This is a genomic window from Streptomyces sirii, assembly GCF_045690365.1.
GTDB classification, from domain to species: domain Bacteria; phylum Actinomycetota; class Actinomycetes; order Streptomycetales; family Streptomycetaceae; genus Streptomyces; species Streptomyces sirii.
Genome location: NZ_CP147982.1, coordinates 204,801 through 226,033 on the forward strand (window position 1 = coordinate 204,801; position 21,233 = coordinate 226,033).

Consider the following 21,233-nt stretch of genomic DNA (forward strand, 5'->3'; position numbering starts at 1 on the left):
CGCTCACGCACAGCCTCTGCTTCCGCGAGCCCCGATGGGACCGGTCGCGCCCGTCCGCCGAAGGGTGCCGGGTCGGCGGGGCGTAACCGGTTCTCATCCACACTTACGGCACACTGAGTAACGGCGACGTCACATTCGATCACCGTAGCGGTGCGCAGCGGATTCCGTCATCTGCCGGGAGCTGTGACACATCCCGGTCACTGTCCGCCCGCTCGCATGTGATCGCGATGCGCTGTGACGGGCCCCTGAACCACACCTACGCAGAGGCGGTAGCTGTCCCATGGCACAGGAAGCCAGGATCGACGTCGAACTGACGTGGAAGCAGACCGAGGAGCAGTCCTCGTCGGAGAAGGTGGCGGAGTTCGCCAAGAACTTGCCGCAAGGCCCTTGGTTCGGCACCCCGACGGGCGTGGCACGCGACAGCGACCGGCAGCCGAAGCACACCTGGCAGCTGCACTCCGCCCGCCCGTACCAGGGGGAGCTGGCCGTCGGCGAGGCCGCGGTCTACCTCGCCGACGGCCACGACCAGCTGGAGCGGCCGTTCATCTTCGCGGACGGCTTCAACTACGGCCGCAGTGACCTGCCGGGGCTGTTCGCCCACTTCAACGCGCCCTATCCGGGCAGCAACGTGGGCTTCCTCGAGCAGCTGCTCACCGCGGGCATCGACGTGGTCCTGGTCGGCTTCGAGGAGCGCCACACCTTTATCCAGGCCAACGCCGGGGTGGTGATCAGCGCCATCCACAGGGTCATCCAAGAGAGGCAGGGCGGTGAGCCGCTGATCGTCGGCGGGGTCAGCATGGGCGGCATCATCACCCGCTACGCCCTCGCCGAGATGGAGGACCAGCGCCAGGACCACCAGACCGCGACCTACCTCTCCTGGGACTCCCCGCACAACGGCGCCTGGATCCCGCTGATCCTCCAGCAGATGGCCTACTTCTTCGAGGCGCTGCCGGCCAAGCCCGGCAAGGTCAAGGAGGCCGAGCTGATCAGGAGCCCCGCCGCGCAGCAGCTGCTGTACGCATGGATCCCGGACGCGAAGTACGAAGGCCCCGTCGCCACCTCCAGCGAACTGCGCACGCAGTTCCTGGCCGAACTGCGCGACCTCGGCCAGTTCCCGCGACGGCCACGCAAGCTGGGCGTGGCCAACGGCACCGGCAACGGCACCGGCCGCGACCTGCCGGCCGGCGCGGAGGTGTTCAAGCGGCAGGTGCCGCTGATCGTCTACGCCCAGGCGAACTTCCAGCCCGACGGCGGAACGCGCAAGCCGATCGGCGAGATGCGGGCCGTCGGCCAGGTCCGACGGGGCTTCACCTCGTACGTTCCCGGCCTTGACGGCACGCCCGGTGGCACCCTCGGCTCCTTCGGCAAGATCGCCGGGGCGCTCGGGGCTGACATCCCGGAGAAGTACAAGTTCAGCTGCTTCGTACCCTCCGTGAGTGCGGTCGCGCTGGACTACGACCCGGCGAAGTGGGACGTCGACCCGTACGAGAAGGTCGAGGCGGCCGACGAGAAGAGCGCGCTCGACGAGTTCAAGTGCGACAGCGAGAACACCGAGCACAGCCAGGTGACCAAGCCACTGGTCGACTGGATCGTGGAACGAATCGTCCGCTGATACCAACTGCTTGGACACTGCGGTCACCCCGTCCGACCACCGGCCCGGGGTGGCCGCACTGCGCATCCCGGACAGGGTCGAAGCAGGGCTCCTCCGCCTCTTCTTGACACTTCCTTAGCACTTCCGTAGCGACTCACTGACGTATCGTTAACACCAGGTGAGCCGGGAAGTCTGGTCGGCATGCAGTGAGTTTCTCCACTTCGTCGGCCATGAAAGGCTCTCCCGCGCATGACTCTCCCCAAGGCCGCCGTCTCCGCGGCCATACCACCCGTGCGCTCCAGCCGTAAGCCGCGCACGTCGGTGCTGTTCATCGCCTTCGCCTTCGCGGTGATCGCAGATCCGGTCTCCTCCGTCGCGTACGCCATCGAGGCCGCCCTGCGCGCCCTCCACGGTGACCTGGCGCTGCTGCTGCCCACCATGACCCTGGTGGTCGGCCTGGTCGTCGTGGTGACCGCCAACTACTGGCAGCTGGTACGCCGCTTCCCCAAGGGCGGTGGCGCGGCCGCCGCGGCCGGGCGGGCGTTCGGGCCGCGCTGGACCTTCCTGCCCATCGGCGCCCTGGTGGTCGACTTCGTCCTGACCATCGGTATCTCCATCTCGGCAGCGGCCAGTGCGGCGATCGCCCTGTTCCCCGCGCTCGCCGGGGCACGCGTCCCGCTGGCCCTGGGGCTGCTGGTTCTGGTGGCCGGGCTGACCTGGTTCGGGCACGGCGGCCGTCTGCTGTTCGCGGCGATGACCGTGCTGTTCGTCGCGGTCTGTGCCGCCGTACTGGTCCTCGGCTTCGTCAGCCCGCACGCGATGGGCCACGCCCCGGTCAGCACCGATGCGGGCCGGCCCGCCGCGCTGGCCGTCGTGCTCGCCTTCCCCGTCGCGATGGCCCTGGCCACCGGCGTCGAAGCGCCCTCCACCGCGATCGCTCAGCTCGGGCAGCTCGACGACGCCCACCGCCGCCGGTTCGGCCGCGGCACCCTCGCCCTGCTCCTGGTCATCGTCGGCGGCCTGACCATCGCGCTCACCGCGCTCGCGCTCCGTCTGCACATCGGCATCCCGACCGCCGACTCCACCCAGATCGCCGACATCGCGCGCTCCGCCGCGGGACCCGGCTGGCTGTACGGAGCGTTCCAGCTCACCAGCTCCCTGCTCCTGCTCGCCGCCGCCAGCTCCTCCTTCCAGGCCGGCCCCGGCCTGCTCAAGGCCCTGGCCGGAACGGCAGGCGCTCCCGGGGTACTGCCCCCGGTCCTCGGCCGGACGAACAAGCACCACACCCCCTACTGGTCCGTCGTCGCCTACCTGATCGCCGCCGGCGTGATCATCGTGGCCGCAGCGGGCGAGGAGCAGGAACTGGTCCTGTTCTACGCCGTCGCCGTCTTCGTCAGCTTCCTGGTCGGCCTGGTTGCCATGACCCGCTTCGCCCGCACCGAGAGGAAGCCCGCGCTGGCCTGGGTCAACGCCCTCGCCGCCGCCGCGGTCGCCTTCACCCTCGCCGTGAACCTGCTGCGCGGCTGGCCGATGCTTTCTCTGGCCGCCACCCTGCTCATCGCCGGGGCCCTCTACCTCCGGTGGGTCCGCGCCGGACGCCCCAGCGGCATCGAGGACGTCGAGGCCCGGGCCGAGGCCGAGACCGGGAGCCAAGCCGAGGCTCATGCCGCGGCAACCTGCTGAATCCGCGCGACCAGCCTGTGTCGGCAGCGGACGGTATCGAAGCCCGCTCACCGTCCATGAGGAAGCCCTGCCTTGGCTACCAAGGCAGGGCTAACGGGCTCTCCCGCAATGGGGCGTGAGGCGTGTTGGCCTGGCTCCTGAGGCAAGGGCCCGCTACGCGGAGCCGCGCTAGTAATAGCCCTTCGTGCCGTCGAGCAGCTCCCGGACGATGTCCGCATGCCCCGCGTGCCGCCCCGTCTCCTCGACGAGGTGGATCAGCATCCAGCGGAGGTTGGCGCTGCCGGAGCGGAAGTCGGGATGGCGGCCGACGTCGTCCAAGGAGGCCGCTGCGACGATCTCGTTGCTGCGGGCGCACTGGGCCTCGTACTCCGCTAGGAGTTCGGCGAGGGGGCGGCCGTCGGTGTGCCAGTCGGCGTCCTCGCTCGACTCGTCGAACGACGGGTTCTGCTTCTCGTCGCCACCGAGGAACAGCACTTCCAGCCACAGGTGCTCGGTCCAGCGCATGTGCGAGATGAGACCGGCCATCGTCATGACCGGTGAGGTCGGGATGACCGGGCGGAGCGCGTCCTCGTCGCTCAGCCCCTCGCATTTCCAGCGCAGGATCTGCCGCTGCAGGTCCAACCAGCCGATGAGCGCGGTGCGTTCGTCCGCTTGGAGCGGGGGGCGTTCCAGTTCCGATGTCATGCCGGCGCACGCTACCGGGGCGGCCTGGAGAGGGACACCTGGATTTACGGGCTCTTCCGAGATTGATGATCTTCATCACGGTTGGGGACATCGGGGTGTTCGTGCGAGTTGTCCGGGGTGTGATGGCTCATCGGACCCGTGCGGTGATGGCGCCTCCCGCGTTCTGCCGTGTCCCGGAGTGGCTCTTGGGCGAGCTGGTCACTGAGTTCGACACCATCATCCACCTCCCCCACGTCACCGGGGCCGAACCCGACCACGCCGCCGTTGCGAGTGCACCCCACGACGTACAAGAGGCGTTCTCCCCCTTGAAGCCGGAGTGACGGCCTGCGGGCCGACCGGCGACGTGCCCGCCCCGGCAGCCCAAGGTACTCAGCTGATCAGTACGGCTGTACGGCCGGAGGCGGCCGCGACGCACCAGGCCGTACACGCGTCACCAGTCGGTCAGCAGCAGGTGGTTGACCAGCAGGGCGGTAGCCGCCTGAGCGGCCAGCCAGCCACGGCGGTCGCGGGCCGGCAGTAGCACGGCGGCCGCCGGCAGCCACCACGTGAAGGGCAGCCAGATGCGTTCGGTCTCCGCCTTGCTCATGCCGGACAGGTCGGCGGCCAGCATGGCGAGCAGGAAGGCGCAGGGCAGCACGACGGCCGCCAGCGCCTCCGGGTCGGCGCGCCGCCGCCACTGCCGGACGGCGGCGGGTGCGGCCGCCAGCGCCCGGCGCAGCCCCGCCGCGGCGGCCACGCCCGCGGCCGCCACCACCGCGCCCAGATTCCCCCACACCCAGTACGCGTACGGGCGCACCCCGCCGTACCCCTGGTAGTAGCGGGTCCTGAGCAGGCCGTACGCCTGCCACCAGTTGAAGCCCAGGAGGGTGAAGACGAGGACGACGGCGGCGCAGGCGGGCAGGACGTAGAGCAGCGGCCGGGCCCTGCGGGTGCAGAGCAGTACGGCGAGGACCGGGATCGCCAGCAGGATCAGCCCGTACGACAGGTAGACCGCCACGCCGAGCAGCAGGCCGCTTGCTGAGGCGGCAACTGCCCTCTGCCAGCCGCGAGTTCGGGTGGCCGCGAGGGCGAGCAGTGCCAGCGCCCAGGCGGCGACCGCCGCGAAGTAGCCGTCGGCGGACACCCCGACCCAGACCGCGCCCGGGGCCAGTGCGAGGAAGGGCGCCGCCGCCCGCGCCCGGCCCTCACCGGCCAGCAGGCGCAGGGTCACCAGCGCGGCGGCCGCTGCCGAACTGCCCACGGTGATGCAGAAGACCCCGCCCCAGGCGCCGCCGCCCAGGCCGATCCGGTCGAGCCCCACGAAGGTCAGCACGGCCCCGACCGGGTGACCTGCGATGTGGGTTCCCCAGTTGGAGGGCGAGTTGATGAGGATGTGGCCGGTGAAGTCGTGCACGGTGCTGCTGAAGTGCTGGAACCGGTCGATCCCGCGGAGGTACTCACCGGACCGGGTCAACCGGCCCGCGACGCCGCGCTGCCAGCCGTCGACCAGCGCCAGCGACCACGTCCACGCCATGGCCACCGCCCAGGCGGCCCACGGCATCGTCCGCCACGGCAGCCGGCCGGCCAGACGGGGACCGTAGCCGACGGCCAGGGCGGCCACGGCCACCGCGGCCGGGGTGCCGGGGCCCAGGTGCGGACCCCAGTCGGCCATCAGTGGCGGCCAGCCCACATGCAGGGACGGGCTGCGGCTCAGCAGGTACGCGCCGACACTCGCGACCACCGCGAAGAGCGCGAGGGCGGCGCCTCCGGCGGCGAGGTCGAGGCGGCGGCCGCTGCCGGGGTCCGGGGTGCCGGTCTCCGGTGCAGCGGGCTCGTACGGGGAGGGCCGAGGGTGCGTGGGCGGCGTGGAGGGCACACCCTTCACCGTAGGCTCCACACGCGCCGCGATCCCGGAGCGGCCCGCGACGTCAGACTCCCGTCATGAGTCGGTGCCGCTGAAAGCGCTTCGGAACCGGCGGGTGCCGGCGGCGCGCCCGTGCTCCTCAGGCGGGTAGCGGTGGCCAGGTGTCGGCGGCCGTCACAGCGGATCACCCAAGACGTGGATGTCCCTGTTCCGTAAGGGGTTCAGGTGTTCCACAGCGGCCTTGCGGCGACTGTGATGGAGGGCATGAAATCGCGCTTGTTTCCGCCGGTGTTCAAGGGAAGGCTGCATGACGCCCGTACGGCGACCTCGATCGGGCGGTGGCTCGGCCTCGCCTTCGTGGTGTGCTTCGTCACCGGTCTGATCAGCCATGTGCTGCAGCATCCGCCCGACTGGCTGGCCGATGACCTGCCGAGCCGCCCGGCGTGGGGCTACCGGCTGACGCAGGGGCTGCACGTCGCCTCGGGCATCGCGGCGATTCCGCTGCTGCTGGCGAAGTTGTGGACGGTGTACCCGCGGCTGTTCGCCTGGCCGCCGGTGCGGTCGGTACGGCACGCCCTGGAGCGGTTGTCGGTGGCCGCGCTGGTGGCGGCGGCCGTCTTCGAAGTGGCCACGGGCCTGCTGAACACCGCGCAGTGGTATCCGTGGCCGTTCTCCTTCGTGCCGGTGCACTACGCCGTGGCCTGGTTGGTGGCAGGATCACTCGTGCTGCACATCGCGGTCAAGGCCCCCGAGATCCGGGCCCACTGGAGTCGGCGGTCGCCGGGCACCCTGGCCCTGCCCGAGGAGGACGGGCCCAGCCGGCGCTCGCTGCTGGCCGCGGTGGCAGGGGCGGTCGGTGCGGTCACCGTGACAACCGTGGGCCAGTCCTTCACGCCCCTGAAGGACCTCACCCTGCTCGCACCCCGCCATCCGGACCACGGCCCGCAGGGTCTGCCGGTCAACCGCACCGCTGCCGCGGCCGGAGTCGGGCTGATTCCAGCCGAGCGCTACCGCCTGACGGTCGCCGGGCCGCGACCCTACACGCTGACGCTGGATGAGCTGCGGGGCCTGCCGCAGCACGAGGTGGAGCTGCCGATCGCGTGTGTGGAGGGGTGGAGCAAGTCGGCGCGCTGGACCGGCGTACGGGTCATGGACCTCCTGGAGCGTGCGGGCGCTCCGCCGCACGCCCGTGTGCGGGTGATCTCGCTGCAGACGCGGGGTGGCTACCGGGTCTCCGAGATGGGGTATGAACACGCCCACGATCCACTGACCCTGCTCGCTCTGCGCCTCAACGGCGAGGAGCTTTCCCCCGACCACGGTTACCCGGTGCGTCTGATCGCTCCGAACCGGCCCGGCGTGCTGCAGACCAAGTGGGTCGGCCGACTGGAGGTGCTGTCATGAGGGTGAGCGTGACGCGGCTGCTCACGGGCGTGGCCGGTCTGGCACTGATGGGCGTCGGCGCCTCCCTGCTGCTGGACGTGCCCGACCTGACGGGTGTTCTGGTCTGGCTCGGCGGGGCGGTGGTGCTGCACGACGCGGTGATCGCGCCGCTGGTGCTGCTCATCGGGCTGGTGCTGGTCCGCGGCAGTGCGCGCGGGCCGGTCCGGGGAGCACTGCTGGTGGCGGGTGCTCTGACGGCGGTCGCCCTGCCGGTACTGCTGCGCCCGGGGAAGCCGGCCAACTCCTCGGTTCTACCGCTGGACTATCCGCGCAACTGGCTGCTCACGCTGGTGGCGGTGGCGACGGTCACGGCCCTCGTACTGGCCGCGCGGGGGACCCGCCGCAGCCGTCGACGGCCACCTTCGTAGGTTCGTCCGCACTCCTGCCTGCCGGGCCGTCTTACGGGTGCCCACGGTGGCGGCCGCACAGCCGGGCAGCGCTCGGCTTGCTGCCGGAAGGCTTACGAACTCCTGACGCTCCGGCGTCGTACGGTCGCCGGGCGGGCCCGTGGCCGTACGGTCGGTGGCATGTTGATCCTGGTCACCGGAGGTGCGGGCTTCATCGGCTCGCACGTCGTCGCCGCCCTCACCAGCGCCGGGCACGGTGTGCGCGTGCTCGACGCGCTGTTGCCTGCCGCACACCGCACGTCCCCTCCGATCCCCGACGGGGTGGACTGGAGGCATGCGGACGTCCGCGACGCGGCGGCTGTGGCCGAGGCCCTGCAGGGTGTGGACGCCGTCTGCCATCAGGCTGCGATGGTCGGGCTCGGAAAGGACTTCGCCGACGCCCCCGCCTACGTGGGCTGCAACGACCTGGGCACCGCGGTGCTGCTGGCCGGTATGGCCGAGGCCGGGGTACGGCGTCTGGTGCTGGCGAGTTCGATGGTGGTCTACGGAGAAGGACGCTACGAGTGCCCGCAGCACGGTGCCGTACGGCCGGGGCCGCGCACGGTGGCCGACTTGGAGGCGGGACGCTTCGAACCGCCCTGCCCGAGGTGCGGTGAGCCGCTCGCCCCCGGTCTGGTGGCCGAGGACGCCCCGCTTGATCCGCGCAACGTCTACGCCGCCACAGCGGCGGGACTTCGTCCATGTACGGGACGTGTCCGGGGCCAACCGCGCGGCTCTGGACGGTCTGCCCGGTCTGCCGGAGGGGACCACGCGGGCGTACAACGTCGGCAGCGACGAGCCGCACACAGTGGGCGAGATGGCCGCCGCCCTGGCCCAAGCGCACGGCGGGTGGACGCCGGTCGTCACGGGTGAGTACCGGCTCGGCGACGTCCGCCACATCACCGCCTCCTCGCACAGGCTGCGCGACGAACTGGGCTGGAAGCCCGAGGTCGCGTTCAGGGAGGGAATGGCGGAGTTCGCGACGGACTCGCTGCGAGCCGGCTGACGTCCTCCCTCCGGCCGGGACGCCGGCCCCGGCGAACGCGAAGGCCAGGGCGTCGGCGCCCGCGAGCGCGTCGCCGACCAGGTCGTAGACCGACATCCGGGAGGTGTTCAGGGCGAGCACGCCGGCCTGGATGCGGGACAGTTCGAAGAGGTCGCCGACCATGCCGCTCATCCGCTCGACCTCCGCGCGGATACGGGCGTGGTAGACGCCCGGGTCGTCGGCCATGCCGTCCTCCAGGGCCTCTGCCATGGCCTGCAGTCCGGCGAGTGGGGTGCGCAGGTCATGGGAGATCCAGGCGACCAGTTCGCGTCGGGAGTCCTCCAGGGCTGATCAGGCGGGGGCGTGCCGGGTCGCCCTCGATTTTCTCGCGCAGCCGCCGCACGTGGACGGTGACGGTGGACAGGTAGGAAGTACTCCAGAAGGTCGAATTCTCCGATGGTCAGGGCGAGTTCGATGCCGTGGCGGGTGGCGCGGCGAGCGTTGGGGTCCAGGGCGAGGGGTCCGGCGCGCAGCCGGGACTGGGCCGGGGTGCTCTTTGAGCGGCGGCCAGTGCTCGCGGCACGGCGCAGCACCGACTGCACCCTGAGGACGAGTTCGCGGGGGCTGGAGGGTTTGGTGACGTAGTCGTCCGCCCCGACCTCCAGGCCGAGGATCCGGTCCTCCTCGTCACCGCCCTCGTATCCGGCACGCCGGCCTCCCCCGCTTCGGCTGCACAGGCGACGGGTACCGCGAAGGGCATTGGTGCAGTCGCCGCCGAGTCAACCGAGGGTCATCACCCGCCCCCTGCTCAGCGCCGGGCCTGGCGACGGTGGCCGGGCCATGGCCCGGCCGGGCGAAGAGCGGACGAATTCGGCAAGGCCCATGCCGACGCTCTCTGGGCGCCGGCCTCGGTCGTGTCTGTCCCGACCCACTCAGTCGAAAGTCCTGGCCAGGTAGGCGTTGCGGACTCTGATGAGGTGGGGCATGTACCGGCTCAGGAGGAGTCTGTCGACGATGCGTCCGACAGGCCCCAGCGGAGAAGCGAAGTCGATGACGTCCCGCATGATGGTGCCACCGTCGCCGTCCGGCTCGAAGTGGTGGGCGTGACGCCATCGTTTGAAGGGTCCGGACACCTGCTCGTCCACGAAACATCGGGGCCGGTCGTAGGAAGTGATGCGGGCCTTGAGTCGCCAGGTCAGGCCGAGATGGCGGGCCTGGAAGGTCACCGTGTCACCAAACGCCAGCTCGCCCCGGGTCTTGCCGCCAACCGCTCGCTCCGACGAATCGGCCATCGAGCGGGTGTGCGCCTCCACGTCCAGGCATACTGCGAACACCTGGTCCGGAGGTGCGGCGACGGCTGTCACGACCTCGAAATGCTGCACAAGCTCATCCTAGGCGCTGAGGATTCCGGGCCTGTTCCAGGCCCCTGCCCGGGGCCGACAGCAGCTCCGATCTCAGGCTCGGCGCCTCTCCTGGGTCTGCGCGGGACGGAATGGGTCGACTCCGCTCTCGACGATGTGCGCGTAGACGGTGAATCGGTCCACGATCGCTGCGTAGAGCCGGGGACGACAAGGACGTACCGGCGCAGACCCGGGCTCAGATGCTGAATTGCTCCTTGTTCAGTAGGGGCTGTACCCGTGAGCGGAAGCCGGCGGTGCGGAAGGGGCGTTGCAGGAGTCCGGGGTGCAGGTGCTGGGCCAGGGCGGCGGCGATCATTCCCTGGTCCAGGGCGAGGACGGAGTCGCTGACGCGGCCCGTTGTGACGTCGACGGAGTCGCGGAAGCCGTAGCGGTCGTCGTACGCGTCGAAGTCCCGGGCGAGCGCCTCCAGGTTGGCGATGGCCTCGTCGGGTGCCTGGGGCAGGGCCAGGAAGGAGGCGTGGGGGGTGACCACTGCGAGGCTGTTGTAGCCGTCCTGCTGCATGCCGATCGCATCGACGCCGTATTCGCGGTATCCCCCTTCGGGGATGCTGGCGGGCGAGAAGCCCCAGTAGCCGTACTTCTCCTCCATCAGGCCGTGTTCGATCTGGCTGCGCACGTAGCGCCGGTGGGTGGTACCCCAGGACTTCGGCGACCACTCTGCCTCGGGCACGAACAGCGGCACCATCAGGGCCTCGAACATCGAGCCACCCCAGGTCGGTACGAGCTTGCGGCCGCGGTAGGTGTAGTGGCCCTGCCAGACGCGTACGCCGTCCACGGTGACGTAGCTGCCCTCGGGCTGCTGTTCCTGCCCCATGCCGGGGAGCAGGGTGCGATGGAGGTGCCAGTAGTGGTCGGTGGGCAGTGAGCCGTCGGCTATGCCGAGGTAGCTGGCCATGCGGGGTTCGGTGTTCAGGGCTCCGTAGTGGAAGCCGGTGGGTTCGCCGTTGCCGGGCTTGTCTGGCCAGTAGCCGCCGCGCAGCTGGCCGGGGCCTGCGACCGGGTCGGCCGGGTCGTAGGGGGTGTAGAAGTACGACCAGTCGGCTTCGTCGAGGAGTCGGGCGATGCGCGGGCGCAGCGTGGGGTCGGCGTCGGCTGCGATCTTCAGGCCGGTGACCAGCCAGGCGTTGTCGACGGTGGACAGGAACGGCCGGACCGGGTCTCCGTTCTCGGGCCACGTCGTGAGGACCGATCCGTCATGGGCGTCGTACCAGTTGAACCAGAAGCCGTGCGCGCGTTCCAGTCTCTCCACGGCCGCGACCGTGCGGGCGAGACGGTCGTGCATGAGCGACGGGGAGATGACGCCGAGGCCGGCCGCGGCCACCGTGGACCACATCCCGCAGCCGATGTTGGTGGGCGAGGTCTGCGGCGAGGGGACGGGGGTCCCTGGGCGGCTGGCGTCGATCTTGTCGGCGGTCAGACCGAAGTCCGTGGTCATGGCCGTGATCGAGCGGTAGGTCGCTTCGAACCAGGTGCGCAGCGGGGCGGTGTCCGAGGCGGTGCGGGCACGGGGTGCCGTGGCGGCGAAGGTGGTGGATCCGGTGGCACAGACGGCCGCAGTTGCTGCGGCGGCAGTCGTGAGGAAGCGACGACGGTTCATACGGGCTCAACTCCTCGAAAGCGAGACGGTGGAGCGGGAGACGGTGGGGCGGGAGCCGGTGGGTGTCAGGGGCCACCGGCTCCCGGGCGCATGGGGCAGTGGCGGTGGCCGCCGGGCGCGGTGGTGCGGTGGCGTGGTCAGGAAGCGGTGCGCGGCAGTTCACGGGTGCGGCCGAGCGCGCCGAGCCATACGGCGGACGGCTTGGGTGTGCGCTCGAAGGTGACCGGGTCGACCGCGATGAGACCGAAGGTGGGCGTGTAGGAGCCCCACTCGTAGTTGTCCAGGGCGCTCCAGGCCAGGTAGCCCTGGACGTTGAGGCCGTCCTCGATGGCAGCGGCGACGGCTGCGAGGGCGCCGGTGTAGTAGTCGATGCGGCGGATGTCGTCGCCGGTGGCGATGCCGTTCTCGGTGACGATCAGCGGCATGTCGCGGCCGATGACGTCGGCGGTGTGGCGCAGGGCATGGCCCACGGCGGCGGGGAAGTACTCCCACTGGGTCAGCGTGCGCTCGGCGTCCTCGGGGGCGGGCACGGGGCCGTCGGTACCGACCTTGGTACGGGTGTAGGACTGGACGCCGATGAAGTCGTCGCCGCGGGCGGCCCAGATGAAGACGTCCTCTCGGGGGTGGCGGTAGGCGGCGGTGATCTCCTCGGATCCGGGCAGTGCCTGGTAGACCTGGTTGGCGATGGTCCAGCCGACCTGGATGTCCGGGTTGACGGCCCGTACCGCCTTGACCGCGGCGTGGTGCGCGGCGATCACCGCGTGGGTGGTCTCCTTGTCCGGGTACGGCAGTCCGGCGGGCGGGAAGCCCTGCTCGCCCCGCTTGGCGAGGCCCGCCATCACGGCGATCATGTTGGGCTCGTTGATGGTGCACACATGGCGGACGCCGTCGGCGATGATCGGCGCGCAGTTCTCGACGTACCGGGCGAACAGCTCCACGGCGCCGTGGGCGGTCCAGCCGCCGAGGTCCTCGAACCACTGCGGCACGGTGAAGTGGTGGAGGGTCACCATGGGGCGCAGCCCGCGGGCCAGGGCGCCGTCCACCATGCGGCGGTAGTGCGCGATCTCTGCCGCCGAGAAGGCGCCGGGGGCCGGTTCGATGCGGGCCCACTCGACGCTGAAGCGGTAGTCGGTGAAGCCCAGGTGGGCGAGCAGGTCCATGTCCTGCTCCCAGCGGTGGTAGCTGTCGCAGGCGTCCAGGCTGGGTTCTGAGATCTTGGCCGCCGGATCGTGTTCCTTGCGCCACCAGTCGCTGTTGACGTTGTTGCCCTCGATCTGGTGGGCGGCGGTGGAGGCGCCCCACAGGAAGCCGTCGGGGAAGCGGAGGGAGGTGTCGGTCATGGTCCGTTTCTGTCTCTGTGATCGGGGGGGGACGGGCCGGTCGTGCGGGCAGCACGGGTGAAGCACTTGGTGCGCGGGCGAATGGTGGTCGGCCCGTTTGAGTGAGGGCCTCGGGAGCTACTTCAGGCCGGCGGTCGCAATGCCCTGGGTGAAGTGGCGTTGCAGGACGACGAAGGCGGCCAGGACGGGCAGTACCACCAGCAGGGAGCCGGCCATGAGCATGCCGTTGCCGCCGGCGACCGTGCGGTTGGGGTCGTTGGCGAAGGTCGCCAGTGCTACCGGCAGCGTGTACTTGCCGGGGTCGTTGGTGGCGACCAGCGGCCAGACGAAGTTGTTCCACGAGCCGAGGAACGTGAAGATCGTCAGGGTGGCCAGGGCGGGTTTGACCAGGGGCAGCACGATGCGCCAGAAGATGTACCACTCGCCGGCGCCGTCGATCCTGGCCGCCTCCAGCAGCTCGTCCGGCACCGACTGCATGAACTGCCGCATCAGGAAGACCCCGAAGGCGCTCGCGGCGAAGGGCAGGACGAGTCCGGCGTAGGTGTCGATCAGGCCCATCCCGCTCATCAGCACATACAGCGGCAGGATCAGCAGGTTGCCCGGCACCATCAGCGCGGCGAGCACCGTGCCGAAGACCTTGGAGCGGCCCGTGAAGTCGAGTTTCGCGAGCGCGTAGCCGAGCATCGAGCAGAACAGCAGATTGCAGACGGTCACGAGTACGGCCACGACCAGCGAATTCACGAAGTAGAGCGGCATGTCCAGCTGGTCCAGCAACGCGCTGAAGTTGCCCAGCGTCCACCGGGACGGGATCCACACCGGCGGGCTGGCCGTCAGGTCCTGCCGGGTCTTGAAGGCGGACAGCGCCATCCACAGGAACGGTGCCGCCATCACCAGCAGGCCCAGCGAGGCGAGTACATACAGCACAGGCCGGCGGACGCGGCCCTCGCGACGCCGGCCACCCGGGGTGGAGGCGGTCTGCGCGGATGCCGTGGGGGCGCTCATCGGGTGTTGTCCTTCAGCAGTCGGAGCTGGAGCACCGTGACGCCCATGATCACCACGAACAGGACGTACGCCATGGCGCTCGCATAGCCCATGTGGAAGAAGTTGAAGCCCTCCCGGTACATGTCCAGCGACACCGTCAAGGTGGTGTTGGAGGGCCCGCCCTGCGTCATCACGAAGGGCTCCTCGAAGACGTTGAGATAGCCGATGGTGGTGATGACCGTGGCATAGAGCATGGTCGGCCGCAGCAGCGGTACGGTGATGCGCCGCAGCTCCTGCCAGGCGCCGGCGCCGTCGAGCCGCGCGGCCTCCCGCACCTCGGTGGGGATCGCCTGCAGGCCGGCGATGAACAGCACCATGACGGTGCCCAGGTTGCGCCAGACGGCCATCAGGATCAGCGACGGCATGGCCCAGGTCTCGGAGCCGAGGAAGTCCGGCGCCTTCGTGCCCAGTTCGGCGGCGAGGCCGGCGACCAGGCCGTCCGACGGGTCGAGCACGAAGCGCCAGACGACGGCGACCGCGACGATGGAGGTGACGACCGGGGCGTAGAAGCCGACCCGGAAGAAGGTACGGGCCCGGTCGATGCCGTTGTTCAGCAACAGCGCCACCAACAGGCCGAGCACGATGGTCAGCGGCACCCCGACGACCACGAAGTAGGCGGTGTTGAACAGGGCCGTGCGGAACGTGTCGTCGCCGAACAGCTTCGCGTAGTTGTCCAGGCCGACGAACTGCGCCTCCAGGGGCCGCCTGACGTCGCGTACCCCGAAGTCGGTGAAGCTCATCCACAGCGTCGCCACGATCGGGAACAGCATGAAGACGCCGAACAGCACCAGGAACGGGGTGGAGAACAGCCAGCCGTGCAGATTGCGCCGACCCAGCGAACGGCGCCCGCCCCGCCGCCCCGCCCCCGCGGCCGGTGGCTTCGCGGCCGGCGGGTTCGCGCTGCCGGCCCGCCGGGTCTTGGTCTTCGACACGGCCGCGCCGTCGGCCGATCTGGTCACCAGAGACATACCGGCTACCCCACCAGGCTCTCGATCGCGGACTGCGCCTTGTCCAGCGCCGCCTTCGCAGAGGACTTGCCCTGGGTGACCGACCCGATGGCGTCGTCGACCTTGGAGGTGATCTCGGTCAGCTTGGGCTGGGCGGGCAGCGCCATGGCGGTCTCCATCTGCTTCCGGAACACCTTCATGTTCGCGTCGCCGGCGAGCTCACCCGTCTCCCACGCCTTGGTGTTGGCCGGCAGGTCCTTGGTGCGCTCGTACCAGTCGGCCTGGCCCTTGGCGTCGGCGAGGTAGCTGATGAAGTCCTTTGCGGCGGCCTTGTGCGTGCTGTCGGCGGAGATCGCGAGGCTGGACCCGCCGGCACTCGACACCGAAGCCTTGTCCGCCGGTACGGCGGCCACGGCCCACTTGCCCTTGAGGCCGGGGTAGTTGTCATTCAGCAGGCCCACCTGCCACGGGCCGCCCAGGAACATCGGCACGGCTCCACGGTTGAAGTCCTTCATGACGTCGTAGCCCGGCCGGAACGTCTTGTCGCTCAGACCCTTGGCGTAGTAACTGCCGTATTTCTCCAGCGCCTTCACGGCATCGGGGCTGTTGACGACGGGCTTGCCGCTGTCGTCGAGGACCGCGCCGCCGGCCGAGTACAGGAAGGGGTAGAAGCTCTGCACGGCGTCCAGTCCGCTCGGCTGGATGTGCAGTCCCCACTTGGTGCCGGCCTTGTCCTGATACGCCTCCGCCGCCTTCCGGAGGTCCGCCATGGTGGCCGGGGCACCCTTGAGACCGGCCTTCTTCGCCAGGTCGGTGCGGTAGAAGAGGACGCGAGTGTCGACGTACCAGGGAACACCGTAGGACTTGCCGTCGTAGGTGCCCTGGTCCCAGGCGGCCGGGAAGAAGTCGTCCTGCTTGAAAGCCTTGGTGTCAACCGGCTCCAGAGCCCCCATGTCGGCGAACTCGCCCAGGAAGCTCGAACCCATCTGCATCACGTCGGGAAGCTTGCCCGCGGCGGCCGCGGCGACCAGCTTCTGGTGTGCCACGTCCCAGCCGACCGGGGTCACCTTGACGGTGACGTTGGGGTGGGCCTTCTTGTACGTCTTGGCGACGTCGGCGAGCTTCTCGCCCTCCGTCCCCATGGCCCAGACGGTCAGCGTCTGCTTTGCCTCGGCGCCCACGTCCGCGCCCCCCGAGCCGCCACATGCGGTCAAGGTCAGAGCGGACGCCACAACGAGGGCGAGCGAGGTGGTTCTGGCGGCGTGGTGCATGGACGACTCCTCGTCGAGCGTGGCCGATGTATGCGCTCCCTGTAAGCGCATACATCACTCTGCGGCCGACCCTCGAAGCGCGACAAGAGGACGTCTGGTTACGTTCCCGTAACGAGCCTCGAATGAATAGGAGGATAAACGCTCGCGTTTGTCCTGATTCATATACCGAGAGTGAATGAGCTGATGTCGGGCCTACTGCGCCCAACCCCGGGCATCCCGAGGCCGCCGTTCACAGCAGAAGCCGACCGAATCCAGCCAACCGTCGACTCAGTGGCTCTGGTACCTGATCACCCGTGCACCGCTCACGGTGTGCGGGTTCGGCTCACCGTTCGCCCGGGCCGGCTGGTTCTTCGTCGCCGCACCCGCAGCTCGCGCGTCGTACGACCGTCACGGGGAGCATCACCGACACCGGATCCCCGGTGCGTGAGCCGCTCAGCCGCTCCACCAGCAGTTCCACGGCCGCCTCACCCATGCGCAGCATCGGCTGATGCACGGTGGTCAGCGACGGGCGCACGAGGCGACTGAGCGGAATGCCGTCAAAGCCCGTCACCACCACATCGCCCGGCACCTTCACGCGACGCCGCTCCAGCGCATGCAAGGCCCCCACGGCCATCTGATCATTGGCGAAGACGAAGGCATCGGGCCGCTCACCGGCCCGTTCGCACAACACCTCCGCGGCACGAGCCCCTTCCGCCTGCGTCATCGTCCCCACGCGCACGACCGGCTCCCCGCCGACCTCCACCCCTGCGTCACGGCAGGCCGCCAGGAAGCCCCGGAAACGCGCCTCCGCGTCCGGAGACTCCTCCGAAGAGCCGATGTAGGCGGGGCGGCGCACGCCGTGGTCCTCGATGAGGTGGCGGGTCAGCTCCCGCTGACCGTCGAAGTTGGCGACCTCGATGTGATCCAGGCGATCCGCCGTGTCCAGGCTCTCCCGGGGCCCGGCCAGCATCACGACCGGCTGGCGCCGGGAGATGACCTCCAGCTCCACGGTCGGCACGGTCCGCGCGAGCACCGCGAACCCGTCGACCCGTCCGGCCACCTTGGCGACCAGGCTCTCCGGGCCGTCCTTCAGCGAGGCCGCGATCAGCAGCGCGTACCCGTGGCGGCGGGCGGCGCGTTCCATGCCGCGAATGATCTGGTCGGAATACAGCATCGCCGCGTCGTCGTCGGCGGCCTCGGCCGCCTCCGCGTCCGTGTCCGGATCGGAGGAGTCGGGGAAGCACAGGCCCAGGACGCCGGTGGAACGGCTGGCGAGTCCACGCGCGTTGCCGCTTGGCACATAGCCGAGGTCACGGGCTGCGGCGAGGACCCGTTCCCGGGTTTCGGGCCGCACGGACTCGGGGTTGCGGTAGACCCGGGAAACCGTGGCAATGGAGACCCCGGACCGTTCCGCGACGTCGTACACCGTGGGGGCGGCGCCGGAATCGGTCATGGATCCCCCATTGATCTGCACATGCGCCTACGGGGCGCACCTACGATGAAAGCGCATTCACACTAGGTCCCGACGGCAGGAATAGGCAAGCGACGTTACGGTCCGCCCCGGATGCCGATCACGGCGATCGCGGACCGAGAGCCGCACCGCTGGGTACGGCTTCGTCGGGTTGTCTGGTGGGGCGTGTGTGGCGATCGGGGGGTGATCGTTCCAGGGAGGGGGCGGCTTCGTGGAATCCGCTGCTGCCGCGCCGTCGCACAAGGGGTTCCGGGGTTTCCGGTTCCCACCGGGGTGATCGCGCACGCGGTCTGGCTGTACCACCGGTTTCCGCTGTCCCTGCGTGACGTGGAGGAGCTCCTCCTCGAGCGCGGCATCCAGGTGTCGTACGAGAGCATCCGGGCCTGGAATGAGCGGTTCGGGCCCGAATACGCCGCCCGGCTGCGCCGCCGGCAGCCCTGACGGCGGCACCGGGCCCGTGCGACCGACGACTATCTGCCGAGGCTTTGCGTGCCGGTACCGATTGCTCGTCCGTCAGATCTCCACGTGCCACGAGCCAAGATCAACTCACGACCGAGATCCACTTTCGAGACACGCCCTACTGGCGCCGCGACGACCAGCACCTACCGTGCGCTCTCTTCCGATCTCGGAAAACTGCCCTTCCAGTCGCTCAACGGACGCGGCTTCGTCACCTGCGTGTCGGTGTGCCCCCCGTCAGCGATCTCCACCTGCGCATACCGACCACCCGAGAACACCCAATACTGATTCCGGTTATCCGGCACCTGCATCACCGCATCAATCCGGGAAAACCCCGACAGACTCGACCAGTCGCTCAACGGATGCGGCTTCGTCACCTGCGTGTCGGCGTGCCCCCCGTCAGCGATCTCCACCTGCGCATACCGACCACCCGAAAACACCCAATACTGATTCCGGTTATCCGGCACCTGCATCACCGCATCAATCCGAGAGAACCCCGACAGACTCGACCAGTCACTCAACGAACGCAGCTTCGTCACCTGCTTGTCAGCATGACCCCCATCAGCGATCTCCACCTGCGCATACCGACCACCCGAAAACACCCAATACTGATTCCGGTTATCCGGCACCTGCATCACCGCATCAATCCGAGAGAACCCCGACAGACTCGACCAGTCACTCAACGAACGCAGCTTCGTCACCTGCTTGTCAGCATGACCCCCATCAGCGATCTCCACCTGCGCATACCGACCACCCGAAAACACCCAATACTGATTCCGGTTATCCGGCACCTGCATCACCGCGTCAGGCGGCATCTGCCGCGTCGCGTGTGTCGCAGCAGACGCCGCGTGCTGTGTCGGCGGACGGTTCATCAGAAACGCGGTGGCGGCACCGCCCGCGAGCAGCACGGCGGCCAGCGACACCGCCACCCAGAGCAGTCGGCGACTCCGGGGCTGTGGGGGGAGGGTGGGTGCCCGCAGGGTCTGCTTGAGCGTTCCCGGCTCCTGGGTGCCTATCGACCGCAGGGCGTCCACCGTGTCGGCTGCGGAGAGACGCTTCGTCGGATCCTTGTGCAGAAGCCCCTCGATGAGCGTGCCCAACGGGCCTGCGCAGTCCGGGATGTCGGGCTCGTCGTAGGCAACAGCGTGCAGCACAGCGGCGGGTGACGGCTGCGCGAACGGAGAGCGGCCGGAGACCAGTACGCACAGCGTGGCTCCCAGCGAGAACAGGTCGCTGGGCGGCCCCGCCGGCTTGCCGTGCAGCCGCTCGGGGGCGATGTAGTCGAGGGAGCCCATCAGCTCGCCGGTGTTGGTCAGCGACTCGCCGTCGGCCAGGGCCGCGATGCCGAAGTCGCTCAGGACGACGCTGCCGTCGCCACGCAGCAGCACGTTGGCCGGCTTCACGTCCCGGTGGAGGGCACCGGCCGCATGCACCGCTCCGAGGGCGTCGAGAAGCTGCAGACCGATCTCGGCGACTCTGGACGGGGACAGCGGGCCCACAGAGTCAAGGTGACGGGAGAGCGACGGGCCCTCCACGAGTTCCATGACGATCCACAGCCGGTCCCCGTATTCGACCAGATCGTAGATGTCGATGACGTGGGGGTGGGAAACACGGGCGATGGTGCGGGCTTCACGCAGCGCCCGCCGGGAGCCTTCGCCGTCGCCCCCGAAGGGCAGCTCCTTGACCGCGACGGTGCGCTGCAACAGCTGATCGGTGGCACGCCAGACCGCACCCATGCCGCCGCGTCCCACCAGGTCGGTCAGAAGGTACCGGTCGGCAACCAGCCGCCGCTTTTCACTGGGAATCACCCGGCCAACGTATGTCATGCTCCGAGCCGACCAGCTCCCGACCTGGTCAGCCCGTGTACCTGACCGCGATCTCGCGAAGCACCCGCTGAGTCACCTCAGCAGCCGAGGAGATCTCGGACGCGGCCGGCGTCGGATCTACAGAGCGTATGGGTGGGGCCTGTACGTATGGGCGCAGCCCCTCCTCGGCCAGTGTCACGACCGAGGAGGGGCATCAGGACGGCGACGGACCGCATGGCGCTTCGGAGCATGCGTTCGCCTTGTTCTGTTTATTCTGTTTGTACTGTGCCGTGGTGCGGCGGAGTGCCGGGTCACGGCCGCGAGGGTGTGCATTGTCGCGTCGACGGACCGAGCCCCCTTGCGAGCAGCCGCACGCCCAGTGGCATTACCGATGACAGCGGGCGGCGGGGCTTGGACGGATGCTCAACTCGTCCGCGTGCGCATCAACTTGTCTATGTGGGCGTCAACTGGTCCGGGTGCGTGCCCGCTTGCGGTGGACGCGGAAGCCGAGCGTGCCGCCCGCGAGGGCGAGCGCGAGCGCTCCCGAGCCGCCGAGCAGCATCGGCGCGGAGGACGGGGCGGTGTGCGCCGGGGTGGCGGACGGGGCGTTGCGTGCCGCGGCCGGGGGCCCGTATCCGCCGGCCAGGCCCTTGCGGTCGTACGTCGAGCCCGGCAGCTTGTCGGCGTACCGGCCGTGCACGAGTTTCTGGTAGGCGTTGAGTGACATCGTCCGCTTACCGCCGAGGCCGGATTTCGCTTCGTGGTTGAGGGGTTGGACCGTGCCGTTTGTGAGCCGGTACCAAGCGTGGATCTGCGGTTCGCTGAACACCGTCGAGTCCGCTGTGGCCTGCTTGGCGTAGCCGATGTCGGTGTTGCCGTCCTGAACTCCGGCCAGATGCCATTTCCGGCCCGTGGAGTCGGGTGTTTTCCGCCCTGCGGAGGCGGACGTTTGGCCGGCCAGCAGGGCGGTGGCGCGCCGGCCGTTCGCGCCGTTGACCTCGGAGGCCAGGTACGACAGCCGTACCGCACCGGCCGGGGTGGGCTTCGTCTTTCCGGAGACGAAATCGGGGGTGATCTCGTACATCGCGACCGGGTCCTTCAGACTGAAGGTTTGCGGGGCGTCGCGTGATCCGGCGTCCATGGGCGCTGCGCCCTGCTGGCCGCCGTCCGCCCCTGAATTCCCGGTGGAATTCGTGGCATTGAGGAATCGGCTGATGGTGTCGTGGACCGGCGCTGACCGCAATGCCTGGCGTGCGCCTTGGTAGTCGGGTACGCCCGCCGGGCCGTCTGCGG

The 21,233-nt window shown here is 69.5% G+C and carries 16 protein-coding genes and 4 pseudogenes; 7 read left to right on the plus strand and 13 right to left on the minus strand.

Annotated elements, in window-relative coordinates; genetic code table 11:
- Positions 1–280 precede the first annotated feature (280 nt).
- Both WAB15_RS00970 and WAB15_RS00975 read left to right on the plus strand, forming a co-directional pair.
- Positions 281–1,612, plus strand: a complete 1,332-nt coding sequence (locus WAB15_RS00970; protein ID WP_407284899.1) for a hypothetical protein — start codon at positions 281–283, stop codon at positions 1,610–1,612.
- A 228-nt stretch (positions 1,613–1,840) separates the two neighbouring features.
- Entirely contained in the window at positions 1,841–3,274 is a 1,434-nt protein-coding gene (locus WAB15_RS00975; RefSeq protein ID WP_407284900.1) for an amino acid permease, read from the plus strand.
- A gap of 168 nt (positions 3,275–3,442) precedes the next feature.
- Here the strand turns inward: WAB15_RS00975 and WAB15_RS00980 are convergent, their stop codons facing one another.
- On the minus strand, positions 3,443–3,958 hold the full coding sequence (locus tag WAB15_RS00980) for a DinB family protein (RefSeq protein ID WP_399150624.1): 516 nt from the start codon (positions 3,956–3,958) through the stop codon (positions 3,443–3,445).
- Between the two features lie 65 nt (positions 3,959–4,023).
- Here WAB15_RS00980 and WAB15_RS00985 point away from each other — a divergent pair, with 65 nt between their 5' ends.
- Positions 4,024–4,278: a hypothetical protein gene (locus tag WAB15_RS00985; RefSeq protein WP_407284901.1), complete on the plus strand. Its 255-nt coding sequence runs from the start codon at positions 4,024–4,026 to the stop codon at positions 4,276–4,278.
- Between the two features lie 110 nt (positions 4,279–4,388).
- Here the strand turns inward: WAB15_RS00985 and WAB15_RS00990 are convergent, their stop codons facing one another.
- Positions 4,389–5,813, minus strand: coding sequence for a hypothetical protein (locus tag WAB15_RS00990; protein WP_407284902.1), 1,425 nt, complete (start codon positions 5,811–5,813; stop codon positions 4,389–4,391).
- Between the two features lie 252 nt (positions 5,814–6,065).
- On the opposite strand from WAB15_RS00990, the gene WAB15_RS00995 reads away from it, so the two are divergent.
- From WAB15_RS00995 to WAB15_RS01005, 3 genes and pseudogenes are all read left to right on the plus strand, one after another.
- Positions 6,066–7,202 (plus strand): molybdopterin-dependent oxidoreductase, encoded by a 1,137-nt coding sequence (locus tag WAB15_RS00995; RefSeq protein ID WP_407284903.1) that lies wholly within the window; start codon positions 6,066–6,068, stop codon positions 7,200–7,202.
- Positions 7,199–7,609: a hypothetical protein gene (locus tag WAB15_RS01000; RefSeq protein WP_407284904.1), complete on the plus strand. Its 411-nt coding sequence runs from the start codon at positions 7,199–7,201 to the stop codon at positions 7,607–7,609. Before WAB15_RS00995 ends, WAB15_RS01000 begins: the two co-directional genes overlap by 4 nt.
- A 159-nt stretch (positions 7,610–7,768) precedes the next feature.
- Positions 7,769–8,633: pseudogene (locus WAB15_RS01005) on the plus strand (NAD-dependent epimerase/dehydratase family protein).
- Positions 8,634–8,675: 42 nt separating this feature from the next.
- Here WAB15_RS01005 and WAB15_RS01010 read toward each other — a convergent pair.
- From WAB15_RS01010 to WAB15_RS01050, 9 genes and pseudogenes are all read right to left on the minus strand, one after another.
- A pseudogene (locus WAB15_RS01010) lies at positions 8,676–8,960 on the minus strand (histidine kinase dimerization/phospho-acceptor domain-containing protein); the annotation flags it as partial.
- Positions 8,914–9,304: pseudogene (locus tag WAB15_RS01015) on the minus strand (DNA-binding response regulator); the annotation flags it as partial. The pseudogenes WAB15_RS01010 and WAB15_RS01015, both read right to left, overlap by 47 nt.
- Positions 9,305–9,544: 240 nt before the next feature.
- Positions 9,545–9,994 carry an SRPBCC family protein gene (locus WAB15_RS01020; RefSeq protein ID WP_407284905.1) on the minus strand — a complete coding sequence of 150 codons (450 nt, stop codon included), beginning with the start codon at positions 9,992–9,994 and terminating at the stop codon, positions 9,545–9,547.
- Between the two features lie 214 nt (positions 9,995–10,208).
- Positions 10,209–11,630, minus strand: a complete 1,422-nt coding sequence (locus tag WAB15_RS01025) for a glucoamylase family protein (protein WP_407284906.1) — start codon at positions 11,628–11,630, stop codon at positions 10,209–10,211.
- Between the two features lie 137 nt (positions 11,631–11,767).
- Entirely contained in the window at positions 11,768–12,970 is a 1,203-nt protein-coding gene (locus tag WAB15_RS01030) for a glycoside hydrolase family 1 protein (protein ID WP_407284907.1), read from the minus strand.
- A gap of 117 nt (positions 12,971–13,087) precedes the next feature.
- Entirely contained in the window at positions 13,088–13,972 is an 885-nt protein-coding gene (locus WAB15_RS01035) for a carbohydrate ABC transporter permease (protein ID WP_407284908.1), read from the minus strand.
- Positions 13,969–14,979, minus strand: coding sequence for a carbohydrate ABC transporter permease (locus WAB15_RS01040; protein WP_407284909.1), 1,011 nt, complete (start codon positions 14,977–14,979; stop codon positions 13,969–13,971). The genes WAB15_RS01035 and WAB15_RS01040 overlap by 4 nt, the downstream gene beginning before the upstream one ends.
- 5 nt (positions 14,980–14,984) lie before the next feature.
- Positions 14,985–16,229: a sugar ABC transporter substrate-binding protein gene (locus tag WAB15_RS01045; RefSeq protein WP_407284910.1), complete on the minus strand. Its 1,245-nt coding sequence runs from the start codon at positions 16,227–16,229 to the stop codon at positions 14,985–14,987.
- Positions 16,230–16,551: 322 nt separating this feature from the next.
- Entirely contained in the window at positions 16,552–17,661 is a 1,110-nt protein-coding gene (locus tag WAB15_RS01050) for a LacI family DNA-binding transcriptional regulator (RefSeq protein ID WP_407284911.1), read from the minus strand.
- Between the two features lie 234 nt (positions 17,662–17,895).
- Between WAB15_RS01050 and WAB15_RS01055 the strand changes: the two are divergent.
- A pseudogene (locus WAB15_RS01055) lies at positions 17,896–18,117 on the plus strand (IS6 family transposase); the annotation flags it as partial.
- A 164-nt stretch (positions 18,118–18,281) separates the two neighbouring features.
- Here the strand turns inward: WAB15_RS01055 and WAB15_RS01060 are convergent.
- Together WAB15_RS01060 and WAB15_RS01065 are read right to left on the minus strand one after the other, a co-directional pair.
- Positions 18,282–19,943 (minus strand): serine/threonine-protein kinase, encoded by a 1,662-nt coding sequence (locus tag WAB15_RS01060; protein WP_407284912.1) that lies wholly within the window; start codon positions 19,941–19,943, stop codon positions 18,282–18,284.
- Positions 19,944–20,403: 460 nt separating this feature from the next.
- On the minus strand, positions 20,404–21,081 hold the full coding sequence (locus tag WAB15_RS01065; protein ID WP_407284913.1) for a hypothetical protein: 678 nt from the start codon (positions 21,079–21,081) through the stop codon (positions 20,404–20,406).
- Positions 21,082–21,233 lie beyond the last annotated feature (152 nt).

Coding starts and splice junctions, on each gene's coding strand:
- WAB15_RS00970 (WP_407284899.1), top strand. CDS start 281: ATGGCACAGGAAGCCAGGATCGACGTCGAACTGACGTGGAAGCAGACC.
- WAB15_RS00975 (WP_407284900.1), top strand. CDS start 1,841: ATGACTCTCCCCAAGGCCGCCGTCTCCGCGGCCATACCACCCGTGCGC.
- WAB15_RS00980 (WP_399150624.1), bottom strand. CDS start 3,958: ATGACATCGGAACTGGAACGCCCCCCGCTCCAAGCGGACGAACGCACC.
- WAB15_RS00985 (WP_407284901.1), top strand. CDS start 4,024: ATGATCTTCATCACGGTTGGGGACATCGGGGTGTTCGTGCGAGTTGTC.
- WAB15_RS00995 (WP_407284903.1), top strand. CDS start 6,066: ATGAAATCGCGCTTGTTTCCGCCGGTGTTCAAGGGAAGGCTGCATGAC.
- WAB15_RS01000 (WP_407284904.1), top strand. CDS start 7,199: ATGAGGGTGAGCGTGACGCGGCTGCTCACGGGCGTGGCCGGTCTGGCA.
- WAB15_RS01025 (WP_407284906.1), bottom strand. CDS start 11,630: ATGAACCGTCGTCGCTTCCTCACGACTGCCGCCGCAGCAACTGCGGCC.
- WAB15_RS01030 (WP_407284907.1), bottom strand. CDS start 12,970: ATGACCGACACCTCCCTCCGCTTCCCCGACGGCTTCCTGTGGGGCGCC.
- WAB15_RS01035 (WP_407284908.1), bottom strand. CDS start 13,972: ATGAGCGCCCCCACGGCATCCGCGCAGACCGCCTCCACCCCGGGTGGC.
- WAB15_RS01040 (WP_407284909.1), bottom strand. CDS start 14,979: ATGTCTCTGGTGACCAGATCGGCCGACGGCGCGGCCGTGTCGAAGACC.
- WAB15_RS01045 (WP_407284910.1), bottom strand. CDS start 16,229: ATGCACCACGCCGCCAGAACCACCTCGCTCGCCCTCGTTGTGGCGTCC.
- WAB15_RS01050 (WP_407284911.1), bottom strand. CDS start 17,661: ATGACCGATTCCGGCGCCGCCCCCACGGTGTACGACGTCGCGGAACGG.
- WAB15_RS01065 (WP_407284913.1), bottom strand. CDS start 21,081: ATGGACGCCGGATCACGCGACGCCCCGCAAACCTTCAGTCTGAAGGAC.